This is a genomic window from Calothrix sp. NIES-2098 (assembly GCF_963875125.1).
Lineage (GTDB): Bacteria > Cyanobacteriota > Cyanobacteriia > Cyanobacteriales > Nostocaceae > Aulosira.
Genome location: NZ_CAWNKJ010000001.1, coordinates 184,373 through 200,321, shown reverse-complemented (window position 1 = coordinate 200,321; position 15,949 = coordinate 184,373). Strand labels below are relative to the sequence as shown.

The following is a 15,949-nucleotide window of genomic DNA, read 5'->3' as shown; positions in this document are numbered from 1 at the left end:
CAATTTTGTTGAACTAGCTGTAAATTCAGCCAAAAATATTCAGCTAGATTTTACAGTTTAGTAATTAGTCAAAAGTCAAGAGTTAAAAACTCTGGACTATAAGACTAAGAACTTAGGAATTAACTTCCAACTGCGGCGAGTGAGTTGGGCATTCAAACTTATAACCTACACCACGTACTGTTTGAATTAATGCTGGCTGGCTAGCATCAATTTCTATCTTTTTGCGGATTTGGCCGATATGTACATCTACAACCCGCTGATCGCCTACATATTCGTAGTCCCAGACCTCTTGAATAAGTTCTGCGCGTCGCCACACTCGACCAGGATGGCTAGCTAAAAAATGTAACAAGTCAAATTCCAGTGCGGTTAAGGGTACTGGCTGGTTGTTAAGCGCCACTTCCCGGCGGACTGGATCGATCATCAATTTTTCAAACACCAGGCGTTTCTGTTCTGCGGTTGTCACAACTCGCTGACGCCTTAAAATAGCTGCTACTCTGACTTCTAGTTCTCCCAACCCAAAAGGTTTGGTGAGATAGTCATCAGCACCTTTAGAAAAGCCGCGAATCTTGTCAGCTTCGTCGGCACGGCTAGTCAGCATAAGAACAAAAACGCCATTACGGCCTTGCATCTCTTGGCAGAGGTTAAACCCAATGACATCTGGTAAATTTACATCTAAAATCACCAAATCTGGATTAAATTGCTCAAATAGTGCTAAGGCTGTCTTACCATCCTCAGCAGCTTCTACCTGATAGCTCTGCTTAATTAAAAAGCGTTGGATTAAATTCCGAACCGCAGGGTCGTCATCAACTACAAGAATCTTGGCAGGAGCCATGACCATCACTTTGCACAAAAATTCATAAAGGATTAATAGGAAGAGTGCGTAAAAACGCAGTTTCCACTTCGGGAATTAGTTAAGAATCTACAAGGCTAAGAGATGCATTTCCTGATTATCTTAAGATAATACTTTAATTAGGATTACGGACAATTAAGCTGGTAAACAGACCTGCTTGTATGTACCAGTAATATCATGGAAGCAAGGATTTTGACCTCAGTCACCTTAGCTTAGTGGAGTAGATGCTTTACTTATCCCAAGCAAGTGGCAATTTAAATTGTTTCAATCTTAATATCGATATGCGGATCGATACCACCAAAAATTTTACACTTCATTGGTGAAAACACCTTCAGAGCAAGATAATTGGCTAAATTTTCCACCAAAAACTTAATTTTTTCATAAAAACTGCATTTTAGGTATTCCTAAGTTTAAATTCTAGAGTAGAGCCAGAAATAGTGAACGACATTGGGGGATACACGGAGTTATGGCAATATGTTAAAGTGACTTATAGTTAAAATTCCCCGGTCGATCAAACTAACCCATGCTACTATCCTGGTAGGGGATAAAAATTGATCGGCATTACGGGTTCCGATCAAAATAAAACCTAAATTTGCATTTTCGTCAACAAAAGATTGCCGCTGACCGAGGCTAAAGTATAAACTCCCATGAGCGATCAAAATCCCTACGAAAAACTTGGGGTCTCAGAAGATGCTAGCTTCGATGAAATTCAAGATGCTCGCAATCGCCTGTTCGAGCAACACATTGGCGATGCCAAGCTTTTAGAAGTAATTGAAGCGGCTTACGACGCGATTTTAATGGATCGCTTACGAATGCGCCAAGAAGGCAAAATCAAAGTGCCTGAGCGAATTCGGTTTCCAGAAGCTCGTGTGCAATCGCTCCCCAAAGAAAGCCCAACTAAGAACGAACAGTCTCCGGCATGGCTGCAACGTATGCTGGATCGACCAACGCCTGCTGATATATTGTTACCTGGTGCTTGGTATCTAGGTTTGAGTGCGGCTAGTATATTTTACCCAACTACAGGCGATCAAGTTTTGCAGTTAGCTTTAGTGGTTGGGGTAGGAATTAGTATTTACTTTCTCAATCGTAAAGAAGGTAAGTTTGGTAGAGCAGTTTTATTCACGCTGCTGGGGCTAATAATTGGCTTAATTGTTGGTGGGCTAGTTGCTAACTGGATTTTGTTGCAAGTCCCATTTTTAAATTTAACGTCCAATCAGTTTTCTACGGTACTGACTTTTATATTGTTGTGGTTGGTTACTAGCTTTTTACGTTAATTTAAAGAACAGCTTACCCAATTTCTGCAATTGGATGGTTGTCCAAGTCAATCGTCTAAAAATGTTGAGTTTTTCATGGCTAACGGGTAATGGATTGCATGAATCTATTACCCGTTAGTTATTTGCGATCGCTAACGAGAACAAGCTACTACCCAATGTATAGAGGTTGCGGCTCAATAAGTTTAGCTTCTAGGATAAGATCTACCGCAGTGCTTAAATCCCTAACAATTAAGTCGGGTTGGTAAAGTTCTAATTGAGCGCGATCGCGAATACCAGACTCTACAGCGATCGCTTTGATCCCGTGTTTTTTACCAGCAGTGATATCGGCTTCTGTATCCCCCACCATCCAGCTATCAGCAACCGCAGGTAGTTCTTTTAAAGCACGTGCCATTAATAAAGGCTTATCATCAATATCGCGGGTTTTTACATAGTCGTTACTGAGACAATAACAGCGATTCTCTGGGAAAAATCTATCTAGTTGAAATTTTTGAAAAGCATAGTCTAGTTCCCAAACACGGCGCATTGTCATGACTGCTAAATCGATTCCAGCCTGCTGAACTTTTAACAGTGCGTCTACAGCACCAGGGACAAGGGTGTCGTATTGAAAGTACTGTTCTGTATGTACTGTTTGCCGCCGCAATTGTGAAAATTCTATTGCCTGCGCTTCGTCTAGTCCAGAATTTAGAGCAATTTGTTTTTCAGGAACGCGCGATCGCTTGAGTTGCCAAAATTCTGCTTTAGAAAGTTCTCGTACTGATTGATTTGGGCGTCGGGTTTCCTCTAGGCAGAATTGATAGACGCGGTAGTAGCGTTCGGAAACATCAACAATCGGGCCGTCGAAGTCAGTAAATAGTCTTAGCATCGGCGGAAAGCAAACATTAACTTTTATTAAAATTATCTCACATATTGTTACGTATAAGAAGGTAGTTAATCAATTTAGTATAAATTTTTGTAAAAAGTTGGTAATTAAAATGTAGGTGTATCTTTACACTGCAATCTACGTTTTCACCGAATTAATACGGCAATCCAGCTTTTCCATATCTACGTTCCACTAACCTTGTATTTCAGAGTAGTGCTTGGCTATATAAAGAAACTTTTCATTAAAAATATTCACAAGATAAATATGGAGAAAAATCAATGATAAAAACAACTGTGAAAGTATTATTCAATTTACCTAAAGATGGGCCAGATAGAAGAGAGGCTCTTATTTGGGCAAAGCTTTATCAAGATAATGTGCTAAATGCTTTACAAGAATGTCCAAGAGGAGATTGGTTAATCTGGATGATGACCAGTTTAAAAGTCAAGCCAATATTACTAATAAGTATGACATTTCAATGTGTTGAGCTTGCTATAGAAGAAGAGTTATATGCTTGGGGTGATATGCCATTTAGATGGGGAATTAACAAAATAAGTCAATGGCTAAATGGAGAAGCAACATCTGAAGATTGCCAAGATGTTTTCGATGAATTGGATTGCAATGATGAAATAGTAGAATTTGCTCCTTTCAATCCAATACATTTAGCAAATGAAATTGTTAGTTATCTTCTCAATGCTTGCATAGATGTCAGTGAACACTGTTCGAGAAGCGACCTAGCATCTGATTTAGCATAGGCAATTTATAAATCTGCAAAACTTCAGGCATGGGGAGATGTTGGCAGTATTAATCAATTTTTGATAAATTACTCGAATTATCTCAGAGAACATCTGAAGGAAAAAATATAGCTTAATTCAGATTATTTTTACACAATAGTTATAACTGAAATTATCTATACTATATTTGAAGTTAAGAGTTCTTTACTTCCCACCCTTTGTCTGTTTGCCTAAGTGTAAAACAACTACTGGACTGCAAAAATTTGATATAAGTACCAGTTATTTGCAAACTTTTCATCTGTTGAGTAATTGGTTTACTATATTTTTTATTGAATTCGCTAGCTAAAATTCCAGCATTAACATAGCTGTCAGATGATTTTTGATTTAAGCTTTTGATAAGATTTTGAAGTGCTTGTTCCAGATCTGCTTTTGTATTAATATTTAGCAATGAAGACTCTGGAATGCTACTACCGTGAGCCTGATTATTGTTATCTATTGGTTGTGATTGATTAACTTCCAATAGCGTTACATATAATTCAGAAGTTGGATCGATTTGATGAATAACAAAATCAGCAGGATAGTTAATAAAAATATCTCTAGCCTTTTTACCTGGCAAATATTTAGAAACAACTTGGCTAATAGTTATTTTATATTCATTTTTAAATATTTCTGAGAGCCTAGAAAGTTTAATCCAAAAATTTTGGCTATTTATTTGCTCTTTTTTTATTAAAATCTTTAATTCTAGAATAAATTTTTCAATTGATGAAATTTTGGCTGGCAAAACAGGGATGTTAATTATAGTCTTTCCAGTCGAAGAATTAAATACTGTTACAGTTTCTCCCTGCTTGCTAACCCGATACACGAGCAATCCATTCTGCTGAATATGATTGCATAGGTTAGTCATAACCGTATCTGATGAACAGACGAAAACTTCTTTGGCGTTTGGGTAACGTTCATGGATAGATGAGCCAAAAGCTATCATTTTACCATCAGCATGGTCTCGGCCAGCAGGAACATGAATCAGATCGTAGCCACGATTATGTAATTCAACATCGATTTTTTTACTTATACTGCGCCAATTAGCAAATGCAATCTTGACTTGTAGAGGAAAGTGACAAACTTGAGTTAAAAACTGTTCAGATTCATGGTTTATTATTAAGTTTTCTGCATCCAAAAGTAAAATGGCTATTCCTGTCTGCTGTAAAGCAACAACATTATCAGCAGACATAAAAGTTTCAGATGATTCTACATATTTAAAATTAGCTGTATTATCTAAATAATTTTTTTGAGGATTAAGTTGATTAACTTTATGTAATAAATCTATTAATATTTGGGATTTAAAAGCTTCAGGAATTAACCAATTTTTTAGGTGGATATTCAACTTTTGTATTAATGCATTATAGTCTGGTGTTTGGCTCAATATTTCTGCTAATTTAGGTTCAATAGTATTGCTACGCCACTGAATATGCTTGAATTTTTCGTTTAATAATTCTGGCTGCTGCTCTTGAATAGAAATAATAGCTTGACAAACATAGGACGCGATAGTATTGATAGGCAAATTATCCTGGTTAGTCAGCAATGACTCTTCATGTGGCATAGCTAATAAAATCATTAATCTATTAAGACATAGTGATTCAGATTGTTGTCAAATCCAATAATCTATCAATGTTATATCTAGGCAAAAAACAATTTGATATCCGTGACAATGCTTAAGAGTAGAACTGAAAGCTTAATTTTAGGACGCTTGCAATAACTTTGAAGGCAGAGAGCGATCGCACTTAGTTGAAACTTTATATTTGGCGATCGCCATAACTAATAACTACATCAAAACAATACATAAAGTTGATTTGAGTAAGCAAAAAGGCATTTTACTTACTCAAAATACTTCAATGAGTTCTTCAAATACATTATGACCTTCTCCTTGCTGTGTTTTCCGCAAGTAAAAAGCTATATTGCCTACTTAAAATATCTTATTTCTTACTCGTTGGAGTAAATCGCGCACTCCTTTTAGTATTTGCCGCAAGTAAAATGGCATATTACTTACTCAAAAGTTTTTATTACTTACTCATTACAGTAAATCATCTACTCATTTTGGTGTTTTCCGCAAGCAAACGACAAATTACATTGTTAATTTACTTGTTTGCTAACTCCTATCAGTAATTCACTTACTCAAATGAAAAATATCTGTGTAGCAAAAGCCATCGCAGATTTGCCGAAATTCTCTCAGGTTGATCCATACGGAAGTTTCTTAATGTAAAGAATGTTAACCGTACTCTATGAGAAGGGTAGATTATGTCTCGTCAAAAAAGAACCTCTAAAGTATTAGAAAGAGCAGTGCGTCGTGCAGCTAGCATGAACTCTATCGATCCAAATTTAGATGTAGGTAATGGACTGACTTTACCTGGCTTTTTAACTCTTATCAAGACAATGCAAACTCAAGAGAATGCTTATAACAGTGCCCTTTCTAATTTGGATAAGTTATACCGTGAATTGCTAGAAACTGAGCAAGAATTGGGAGATATGACAGAACTTATGCTGTTGGGAGTTGCAACACTATATGGCAAACGCAGTGTAGAGTATGGTATGGCAGGAGGAGTACCTAAAAACCAGCGCCGCCGTGCATTACGACGAGGTGAATTACCAAATTCTAGCTCAGAGCTAACGTCACTTGTTGATAGTGTAAATGGCAACGGGAATGCCAAGGAAGCAACGGCAAAAAATTAGGATGTGATACTATTTCATTTCATAATTATACAAATATTTGTGTAAGGGTTTAGCATTGCTAAACCCCTATGAAATTCCGCTTTTGCAGAGTCATTGAAATCTATATAAGCAGGTTTAGTTTGTCTAGCCTCATCTAATTAAACACTGTTTATATTGCATAACTGGGTATATTTTCCACCCAACTATGATTAATTGAAATTCCTCGGCTTGCCATTGTTTGCACAAATAAATCTGTTGGTAACGCTTCTTCTACAGGTGCTACTCCGGGCTTTTTCAGTTTGCCTTCTAGTAATAACTGGGCAATGCTACCTGTTCCGCAACCAGAAGCTAATGCTGTATTTGCATAGACTAAATCAGCACAATAAATCGCTGTTTTACCATCTTTTTGCCCTGTGACTTCTGCACGCACTGCTACGCCAATCCCTGTAAAAGGATTAGTAACATCGGTCATAAAATGACTAACATGAGATAAAAATTCAATCGTGCTACGACGTTGCATTAAGGCTTTAGGAAAGATATGGGCTGCTACCCAAGTAAGATGATTATAAAAATCGGGTATGGAACCAAATTTTGTAATAACAGTTTTGACTGATGGGAAAGAATGAGGCATTGTAAAAGTTTCTGGCATATCAAACCAGTAAACTCCACTGCGCCCATAGGGTGATGGAAAACTAATAATTTCTCTTTCGCTGTAGGGTTTAACTACTTGCCATTTACCATCTATCCAAGCTTCAAAAGTATGTTGTAACCCTAAAAAGGTTGTCCGCATGACTGTAACACCAGCACCACCGGAACCAGAAACTAAATAACTGAGATGGATTTTTTCTGGTTTGTCGAATTGCTCGACACATTGCCGAACCATACTATTAGAAATACCAGGAAAAATTCCTGTATTTATAATTGCGGTGACATTTGCGGCGGCAGCTTGTTCGTTATATTTTAAAGCCTTGCTAGTATATGAACGATGATCGCTGACATCTAGATAGTTAACGCCTTGTTCAATACAAATTTCTAGAACTTTAGTGTCTCGGTAATGAAAAGGGCCAGCACAATGGATGACTAAATCAGAATTGGCGATCGCCTCCCGCAGTTTGTCAACTTCCGCCAAGTCCAACACCAAAAATTCTACCTGTGTTCCTAAAGTCCAGTTATTTTTGCTACTGAGCCACTTGGCATCTTCTTCTCCCTCAGGCACTGGGGAACGTCCGGTAATCGTAATTTGTGCTTGGGTGTGGATGGCTAGATCTTGAGCAACACTGCTACCAATCCTTCCCCTACCTCCAAGAATCAAAACGCGGTTTGTCATGAGTACTGCTGGTCAAAACTAGATTTATTGCACCAATTTTCAGTTCTGCTTGTCATCGGCAACAAGTAAGACTTGCGGATGAATTTGGTAGTAGTCTGTCTGGGAGTGTGGGGAGAAATGAGCAATGCCCAGTGCCCAGTGTCCCATTCCCTACCAATTTAGGTATGGTTAACCCCCCAAAGGGAAGGTGCCCTTTATTATGAGTAATTTTGTAAAGTAAAGATAAGTAAAGAAAGTGAGAAACATGGCTGCTCTAAGCTTAGAAGAAATTTCGGCTCAGTTAGAAAGTCCCAATTTGCGCGATCGCATGGTAGCCTTGGCTAATCTGCGAGATGTTCCGTCTGAAGATGCCCTACCGTTAATTAAAAAGGTGTTAAATGACGAATCTCTGCAACTGCGTTCAATGGCAATTTTTGCTCTGGGAATTAAACAGACGCCAGAAAGTTATCCACTTTTAGTAAAAATTCTCGAAACTGACCCAGATTATGGGATGCGTGCTGATGCTGCTGGAGCCTTGGGATATCTAGGCGATGCCAGAGCCTTTGAGGTGCTGTCACGGGCGTTTTATGAAGATACTGATTGGCTAGTACGCTTTAGTGTGGCAGTTTCTCTAGGCAATATTAAAGATCCGCGTGCCCATGCGATTCTGATTCAAGCGCTGGATAGTGAAGAAGTCATATTACATCAAGCTGCGATCGCGGCATTAGGAGAAATTAAAGATATTGAGTCTGTAGACCTCATTCTCCGCTTTGCCCAGGCAGAGGATTGGTTAGTGCGCCAGCGTCTTGCAGAAGCTTTAGGTAATCTTCCTACCCCCAAGAGTATCTCAGCCTTGAAATATTTAGAAAAAGATAGCCATTCCCACGTTGCAGAAGCAGCAAGAATTTCTCTGACGCGACTCGAAGCAACAGATAGTGAAAGTTGAGTAGTCAAGGGTCAAGGGTCATTAGTCACCGATTAGTTCTCCCTTCCCTTGTCTCCCCACAATCTCTTATCTCCTTCCAGGGTATACCCTCGGCAACGCCTCCTGCTACCTTGTAATAAGTGGGTTTTTCAGCATTTTGATGCAGGTAAGTTTCAATCATGAATATAGAAGAGTTTTTTGAGTTGAGCGCTGGTAAATGGTTTTCCCATCGCACTAGTCATCTTTTAGCTGTGAAGCAATCCGAAGAAGGTAAATCAAATATCATCATTGAAATGCTGGCAGCAGACGATCCAGAGGTAATCAAGCTGTGTCAAAAATATGAAGTTAACCCCAGTAGTGCTGCTTGTAGTGTCAGAGTTACTGGCAACGGAGCTATAGCAGGGGATAAAGAAAAACATAGTGGCTCTACTGTATTAGTTGCAGTACCAGATGCAGATAACCCCAATGAAGGCAAGCTGCTACAAGAAACGAATAATGCTGCAACAGTTGATATTGCCGGACGGTACAAAATTGGCAGTGATGACGCTGTGACGCTAACTATAGAGTCTGAAACTATATGGTCTGAGGAGCGCATCTGGTTTGCTAGCCCCAACTTGCGGATGCGAGCCAGCGTGATGAAGCACAACGATGGCTTTAGCATGGCTTCCTTCATATCTGAGATTCGCATGGGTGGCGCTCCAGCCAACGCCAAAGCATCACCAGCCGCTAATACAGCATCAAGTTAGTTGTTTTAGGGGATTGGCAATTAAATAATATGCAAATGGTAGGGGCACAATATATTGTTGTGCCTTATACATTTGTGTACTGGATTTTTGCTCGTGAAGCGATCGCCTACAATATCTATATCTATATTAAAAACAGCTAAAAACTCAAAAATATAATTCTTTTGATTTTTGACTTTCTGACATTATTACCAGCCCCTACCATATAACAAAGAATGAACCCAGAGAAATTGGCGAAGCTGCGGGATTTATGCCGCGATGAAGCGGCATTTGAACAAATCAAGCAGATCCTGGGCGATGAAGTTTTACAATCAGAGCATAAAATTAATCAAGCAAATTTCCAGGTACAGCAGCAAAAAGCATTATTTCGCGTAATTACTCGCCTACGCGAACCAATAGACCTAGAAACAATTTTTCACGCTACAGCTACCGAAGTGCGCCAACTTTTAGCAGCAGACCGAGTGGGGATGTTTCGCTTCTACCCAGATTCTGGTTGGGATGATGGGGAATTTGTTTCTGAAGATGTAGATCCGGCTTTTCCATCAGCTATGGCGCAAAGAATTCACGACCACTGCTTTGGCGAGCAGTTTGCAGTTCATTATCAGCAGGGGAGAATTCAAGCTGTCGCCGATATTCACACTGCTGGTTTGAGCGATTGTCACGTTCAAGTTCTGGCGCAATTTGAAATCAGAGCTAACTTAGTACTACCACTACTACAGAGCGATAAACTCTGGGGATTGTTGTGTATTCACCAATGTAGTGCGCCACGAGAATGGCAAGCCACAGAGATTGAGTTTGCGACCCAAATTGCTAGTCATCTAGCTGTAGCGCTGCAACACGCCGAACTGCTTGCAGATGTTCAAGCAGAAGTGTTAGAGCGCCAGCAAGCCGAACAAGCAGTAATTTCTCTCAATCAAGGATTACAACGAGCAATTATTGAACTACAAGCAGTAAATAAAGAACTAGAAGCTTTTAGCTACTCTGTCTCTCACGATCTACGTGCCCCCCTACGCAGTATTGATGGCTTTAGTCAGGCTCTACTAGAAGACTACGAAGACCAGCTAGACGAAACAGGAAAGAATTATCTCCAGCGAATTCGGTTAGCTACGCAGCGAATGGGTCAATTGATCGATGACCTGCTCAACTTATCGCGGTTGATGCGTAGCGAAATGCACTTGGAAACTGTAGATTTAAGTGTATTAGCAAGGGAAATTGCCAGAGAAGCTCAAGAAAGACAGCCAGGGCGACAAGTCGAGTTTGTGATTCAACCGGGACTTATAGCTCAAGGAGATAGTCGCTTGTTGCAAATGATGTTGACAAACTTACTCGATAATGCTTGGAAATTTACCTCTAAGCATGCTCAAGCCAAAATTGAGTTTGGTGCAATGTCACAAGACAGTGACATTCCAGTCTACTTTATTCGCGATGATGGTGCAGGCTTTGATATGGCCTACGCCAACAAGTTATTTGGCCCCTTCCAACGGCTACATAGAATCGATGAATTTCCCGGAACTGGAATCGGGTTAGCCATAGTGCAACGAATTGTGCATCGGCATGGCGGCCGGGTGTGGGCAGAAGGATTTGTCGAACAAGGAGCTACTTTTTACTTTACATTAGTAGCAGATGAGGCTGGAGCATGAGTGTGAGCAATAAAACGATTTTACTGGTAGAAGATAATCCTGATGACGAAGCCTTAGCTATTCGCGCACTCAGGCGCAATCATATCAGTAATGAGATAGTAGTAGCTCGCGATGGTGTCGAAGCTCTAGATTACCTCTTTGGCACTGGAGTTCACACTGGGCGGGATATCAGCATTAAACCCACTGTGGTTTTGTTGGATCTTAAGTTACCCCGTATCGATGGTCTGGAAGTATTGCGTCGCTTGCGAGCAGACAAACGTACTAGCCTGCTACCTGTTGTAATTTTGACTACTTCCAGTGAAGAACAAGATTTACTCAAGAGTTACAGTTTGGGGTGCAACAGTTATATCCGCAAACCTGTAGATTTTATACAGTTTACCGAAGCAGTTCGACAACTAGGAATGTACTGGTTACTAATGAACGAGGTGCCATCCCTTTAGAGAGTTAGTCAAGATGCTCCCTTACCTGAATGTTCTGATTGTTGAGGATTCGGAAGATGATACTCTCCTACTTGTAAGAGAGTTGCGTCGCAGTGGATATACGCTCAACTATGTGAGAGTCGATACCGCCGATGGCATGGAAGCAGCGTTAAATCAGCGATCGTGGGATGTTGTGATTGCCGATTACAGTCTACCTGCCTTCAGCGGTTTAGACGCTTTGAAGATCGTGCAAAAGCAAAAGCTGGATTTACCATTTATTATTGTCTCCGGTACAATTGGTGAGGATATTGCTGTCGCCGCCATGAAGGCTGGCGCTCACGACTATCTCATTAAAGGTAATCTCGCCCGCCTTGTGCCTGCTGTTGAGCGAGAGTTGCGGGAAGCTGAGGAACGGTACAAACGGCATAGTGCAGAACAGGCTTTTCGAGAAAGCGAAGACCGCTTTCGCACGCTCTGCTCTTCGGCTCCTTTGGCTATCTTCCAGACTGATGCTAAAGGAAAGCTTACTTACAACAATCCTTTATGGTATGAGATTTCCGGCTTCAGCGCTGAGGATAGTTTAGGCTACGATTGGCTGCAAGCGATTCACCCAGAAGATAGAGATGCGGTTGTTCAAGATTGGCAGCGGACATTATCAGAACAAAGCACCTGGGTTAACGAGTACAGGCTCTTAACTCCCCAAGGTGAAGTACGATGGGTGCGTGCCCTTGCTAGCCCAATGTATTCCGCAGAAGACAGATTTTTGGGTCATGTAGGAACTGTTGAAGACATTAGCGATCGCAAACAAGCAGCACAGAAAATCTACGAACAAGCTGCGTTATTAGATATTTCCACAGATGCGATCGCAGTTTGTAACCTAGAAAATCATATCTTATTTTGGAATAAAGGTGCAGAGCGCCTTTACGGATGGACAACAGCAGAAGTTCTAGGGAGAAATGCTGCTCAACTTTTGTGCAAATCTGGAGAAACTTCCCCACCGTTTTTAGAAATAAAAAAAGTATTAGCTCAGGAAGATCAATGGCAAGGTGAGTTGCAGCAAGTTACAAAAGATGGTCAAGATCTGATTGTCGAAAGTCGCTGGACACTAATGCGCGATGAAGTTGGGAATCCGAAATCAATTTTGACCCTCAGTACAGATATTACTCAAAAAAAGCAACTAGAAGCACAATTTCTCCGCGCTCAAAGGCTGGAAAGCTTGGGTAGTCTTGCCAGTGGTATTGCCCACGACTTTAACAATATCCTGACGCCAATTTTGGCAACTGCACAACTGCTACCGCTTAAAATCCCCGAACTCGATGAAAATACACAACAACTACTGCGCATACTAGAAGGGAGTGCCAAGCGAGGTGCTGATTTAGTCCAGCAAATTCTATCTTTTACACGCGGTGTTGAAGGTAGTCGCTCCATCGTCCAAGTACGGCACTTACTTTCAGATGTCGCACAGGTTGCTCAACGTACTTTCCCCAAATTTATTGAAACAAAAACTGACATCGCCCCAGATCTGTGGACAGTTTTTGCAGATGCAACTCAACTGCATCAAGTACTAATGAACCTCTGCGTAAATGCGCGTGATGCGATGCCCGATGGCGGTACTTTGAGGATTAGTGCAGAAAACCTCTGGATAGATCAAAACTACGCCAGTATGCACGTCGATGCTCAAGAAGGTTTTTATGTTGTCATCACTATCGCTGATACTGGCACAGGCATTTCACCAGAAATAATGGATCGCATTTTTGACCCATTTTTTACCACCAAAGAAATTGGTAAAGGAACGGGTCTAGGGCTTTCTACTGTCATGGGTATTATCAAAAACCACAACGGATTTGTGACCGTGCATAGCGAAGTAGACCAGGGAAGCTGTTTTAAGGTTTACTTACCGAGTAGAGAAGCTACAGAGACTCAAGCAATTACCAACACAGAATTAGCAAGCGGTCATGGCGAATTGATTTTAGTAGTAGATGATGAAGTCTCAATTTGCCAAATCGCGAAAACTACTTTAGAAAGTCATAATTATAGAATTTTAACTGCTAATGATGGCATTGGAGCTTTAGCACTTTACGCCCAGCACATAGATGATATCAGCGTAGTGTTAATAGACATCATGATGCCGGTCATGGATGGCAATAGCACAATACTCATGTTGCAACGCATGAATCCAAAGGCACAAATTATAGCCATGAGTGGAATTATGGCCTATGAAGCTGCTGCTCAAAAAAAGAGCCTTGGTATCCGAGAATTCCTAGCCAAGCCCTTTACAGCCCATATGTTACTTAATACCTTGCATGAAGTTCTTTCGTAAGTCAGAGTGTGGGACAAGGGAAAAATACCCGATGCCCAATGTCGCATGCCCCATGCCCATTATTCCAATTCATCAATTGTGGCAGGAATATGAGGCTTTGTATCGCGAGCAGTATTTCGTTCATACCAACTCATTAATGGCGTGGTGCTAATTCCATGCACAATCACAGAAACTACAATCGTGGTGTAAGTTATCCAAGCAATTTGCTCGGCAGTTTCACCTTTTAAGCCATTACCATATGCATAGGCAAGATAATATAAAGAGCCAACACCACGAATGCCAAACCAGCCAAATAACCAACGTGTAACTGGATTCAAGGTTCGACGATAAGAATTGAGAGGACGTTTGCCGATTGTACTAATCCAAACACCTACAGGTCGGATAACGAAGAATAACAAAACTATCACTAACAAAGATTGAGCCGCATAATTTAGCATTGGCTGCAATAATAATATCGATCCCAATAACAAAATTGTCCCGACTTCTAGCAATCTTTCCAATCGCTCAATAAATCCTAGTTGGGCAAGTGATTTGTCTGGATTGTGGTAACTACGTTGTGCAACTAAACCAGCAACAAATACTGCTAAAAACCCATAGCCATTGACTATTTCTGTGATGGAGTAAGTCAAAAGAATAATACTAATAGCGATAAAATCTTCCATCAGGTCATCGGCAGGACGACGCTTTTGGATTTTCTTATCCAGCCAAACTATTACCTTGGCTACAACAATTCCCATTACTATACCAGCAGCGATCGCCCAAATTAAATCAACTAATAACCAATTTTTCAACCAATTATTCCAGTTGCTATCTTTGAGGGCATAAATACCAAAATAAACGAAGGGAAATGCTAAAGCATCATTCAAACCTCCTTCGGAAGTTAAACCAAAGCGCAACTCATCGCGATCGTTTGTATCGGTTAGTTGCACTTCTGATGCTAGAACTGGGTCTGTTGGTGCAAGAATAGCGCCTAATAAAATCGCTGCTCCCCAATCCATGCCTAAAAATAATTTACCGACAATAGCCAAGGCAAAAATTGAAATTGGCATTAAAAATCCTATGAGGCGGGCTGTAATATCCCAAATTCCTAATTTGAGAGGTCGTACTATTTTTAACCCACAGCTAAACACAGAAATAATTACTACCAATTCGGCAATACGCTCTAAAACCTCTGCATTGAATACATCATTGCGGCGCAATTGAATCAGCCCAAAGCCATAAGGCCCTAAGAGAATTCCTACTATTAGATAGATGAGCGCAAAGGAAAGTGGTAATCGTGAAATCCACCCTGACCCTAATGTGACGAGCAACAAAAGTAGCCCAACTATTAGCAGGTCAACAATATAAACATCTACCATATATATAAGTATAAAAAATTAGTTTTGCACTCAAGTTTAGTAGCATTGCTGATGCACTAAATCATCCTTAGGTTGATTTTATTTATCTAATTTTGCGTTTAGTGGTAGATTTATCTGGTTGTCCCTTCTCAGCTATTATCGCTGCGCGGAATATGTAATTAGCTTTTCACAAGGGTTTCAGGCATTTCCAATAGGTAGCGATCGCCCAGCAGCACCATCCAATCTACTTAATGACTCAGCAGTATAAAAATTTTTATTGTTGATAGTACGTAATAAAAGTTCGCAAAAGTTTTATAAAATCTTAATTTATTTATCTGTTATATAATTTTATACCAAAAATTTGCCTAAAAATGGTTTTTATTCTGGTAAAACACCATAAAAAATCTAATATTTCCACAAAAAGCCTAAATATTGGCAATCAAGTGTTTTGTTGTTATCATGTGTCAGTTATATTATTTGATACTGACGTAATTAAGTATGCATACAACTTAATAGCTGAAATCAAGAAAAGCTTAATGCTAAAAAAGCAAAAATTTGCTCTTCTCATCCGTAAAATTACTATGTCGGCTAGTCTAACTTCAGAACTGTTGATCGGTCAGTCTATGTGTTACTTATTCCACAATAAACAGTTGGGAAAATAGACACTTGAAGACCTCGCTAATAGATGCAGAAGATTGAGGCAATTTTGGAAGAGATGGGCTAAAAAAGTCAAGATTTGTTGGCTAAGTATTGAGAATTCAGCAATTTCCGTTAAAGAAGCAATGCTTTTAGCGATCGCTATGAAGTGCGATCGCAGATTTAATCTGCCAATTTTTTAGACT

The 15,949-nt window shown here is 40.0% G+C and carries 13 protein-coding genes; 8 read left to right on the top strand and 5 right to left on the bottom strand.

The features are described 5' to 3' along the window. Positions 1 to 112 precede the first annotated feature (112 nt). Positions 113 to 832 carry a response regulator transcription factor gene (locus tag AACU33_RS00760; RefSeq protein WP_096586591.1) on the bottom strand — a complete coding sequence of 240 codons (720 nt, stop codon included), beginning with the start codon at positions 830 to 832 and terminating at the stop codon, positions 113 to 115. A gap of 665 nt (positions 833 to 1,497) precedes the next feature. On the opposite strand from AACU33_RS00760, the gene AACU33_RS00755 reads away from it, so the two are divergent. Then, positions 1,498 to 2,124 (top strand): CPP1-like family protein, encoded by a 627-nt coding sequence (locus tag AACU33_RS00755; RefSeq protein ID WP_096586590.1) that lies wholly within the window; start codon positions 1,498 to 1,500, stop codon positions 2,122 to 2,124. Between the two features lie 148 nt (positions 2,125 to 2,272). On the opposite strand, the gene AACU33_RS00750 is transcribed toward AACU33_RS00755, so the two are convergent. Next, the gene (locus AACU33_RS00750; RefSeq protein WP_096586589.1) at positions 2,273 to 2,986 is read right to left on the bottom strand and encodes an HAD family hydrolase; all 714 of its coding nucleotides are present in this window, start codon (positions 2,984 to 2,986) and stop codon (positions 2,273 to 2,275) included. A 275-nt stretch (positions 2,987 to 3,261) separates the two neighbouring features. Between AACU33_RS00750 and AACU33_RS00745 the strand changes: the two genes are divergently transcribed. Next, the gene (locus AACU33_RS00745; RefSeq protein ID WP_339375677.1) at positions 3,262 to 3,735 is read left to right on the top strand and encodes a hypothetical protein; all 474 of its coding nucleotides are present in this window, start codon (positions 3,262 to 3,264) and stop codon (positions 3,733 to 3,735) included. Positions 3,736 to 3,907: 172 nt separating this feature from the next. On the opposite strand, the gene AACU33_RS00740 is transcribed toward AACU33_RS00745, so the two are convergent. Continuing rightward, positions 3,908 to 5,311: an NYN domain-containing protein gene (locus tag AACU33_RS00740; protein ID WP_096595073.1), complete on the bottom strand. Its 1,404-nt coding sequence runs from the start codon at positions 5,309 to 5,311 to the stop codon at positions 3,908 to 3,910. A 695-nt stretch (positions 5,312 to 6,006) separates the two neighbouring features. Between AACU33_RS00740 and AACU33_RS00735 the strand changes: the two genes are divergently transcribed. Further along, positions 6,007 to 6,438: a hypothetical protein gene (locus tag AACU33_RS00735; protein WP_096586588.1), complete on the top strand. Its 432-nt coding sequence runs from the start codon at positions 6,007 to 6,009 to the stop codon at positions 6,436 to 6,438. A 148-nt stretch (positions 6,439 to 6,586) separates the two neighbouring features. On the opposite strand, the gene AACU33_RS00730 is transcribed toward AACU33_RS00735, so the two are convergent. Beyond that, entirely contained in the window at positions 6,587 to 7,744 is a 1,158-nt protein-coding gene (locus AACU33_RS00730; RefSeq protein WP_096586587.1) for a saccharopine dehydrogenase family protein, read from the bottom strand. A gap of 244 nt (positions 7,745 to 7,988) precedes the next feature. On the opposite strand from AACU33_RS00730, the gene AACU33_RS00725 reads away from it, so the two are divergent. The 5 genes from AACU33_RS00725 to AACU33_RS00705 all read left to right on the top strand — a co-directional run bounded on the left by AACU33_RS00725 (position 7,989) and on the right by AACU33_RS00705 (position 13,770). Continuing rightward, positions 7,989 to 8,669, top strand: coding sequence for a HEAT repeat domain-containing protein (locus tag AACU33_RS00725; protein ID WP_096586586.1), 681 nt, complete (start codon positions 7,989 to 7,991; stop codon positions 8,667 to 8,669). Between the two features lie 158 nt (positions 8,670 to 8,827). Further along, positions 8,828 to 9,394, top strand: coding sequence for a phycobiliprotein lyase (locus AACU33_RS00720; protein ID WP_096586585.1), 567 nt, complete (start codon positions 8,828 to 8,830; stop codon positions 9,392 to 9,394). A gap of 212 nt (positions 9,395 to 9,606) precedes the next feature. After that, entirely contained in the window at positions 9,607 to 11,031 is a 1,425-nt protein-coding gene (locus AACU33_RS00715; RefSeq protein ID WP_096586584.1) for a GAF domain-containing protein, read from the top strand. Then, positions 11,028 to 11,471, top strand: coding sequence for a response regulator (locus tag AACU33_RS00710; RefSeq protein WP_096586583.1), 444 nt, complete (start codon positions 11,028 to 11,030; stop codon positions 11,469 to 11,471). Before AACU33_RS00715 ends, AACU33_RS00710 begins: the two co-directional genes overlap by 4 nt. Positions 11,472 to 11,484: 13 nt before the next feature. Continuing rightward, on the top strand, positions 11,485 to 13,770 hold the full coding sequence (locus AACU33_RS00705) for a hybrid sensor histidine kinase/response regulator (RefSeq protein WP_096586582.1): 2,286 nt from the start codon (positions 11,485 to 11,487) through the stop codon (positions 13,768 to 13,770). Between the two features lie 59 nt (positions 13,771 to 13,829). On the opposite strand, the gene AACU33_RS00700 is transcribed toward AACU33_RS00705, so the two are convergent. Beyond that, complete coding sequence (locus tag AACU33_RS00700; protein ID WP_096586581.1) at positions 13,830 to 15,128, bottom strand: cation:proton antiporter; 1,299 nt, start codon at positions 15,126 to 15,128, stop codon at positions 13,830 to 13,832. Positions 15,129 to 15,949 lie beyond the last annotated feature (821 nt).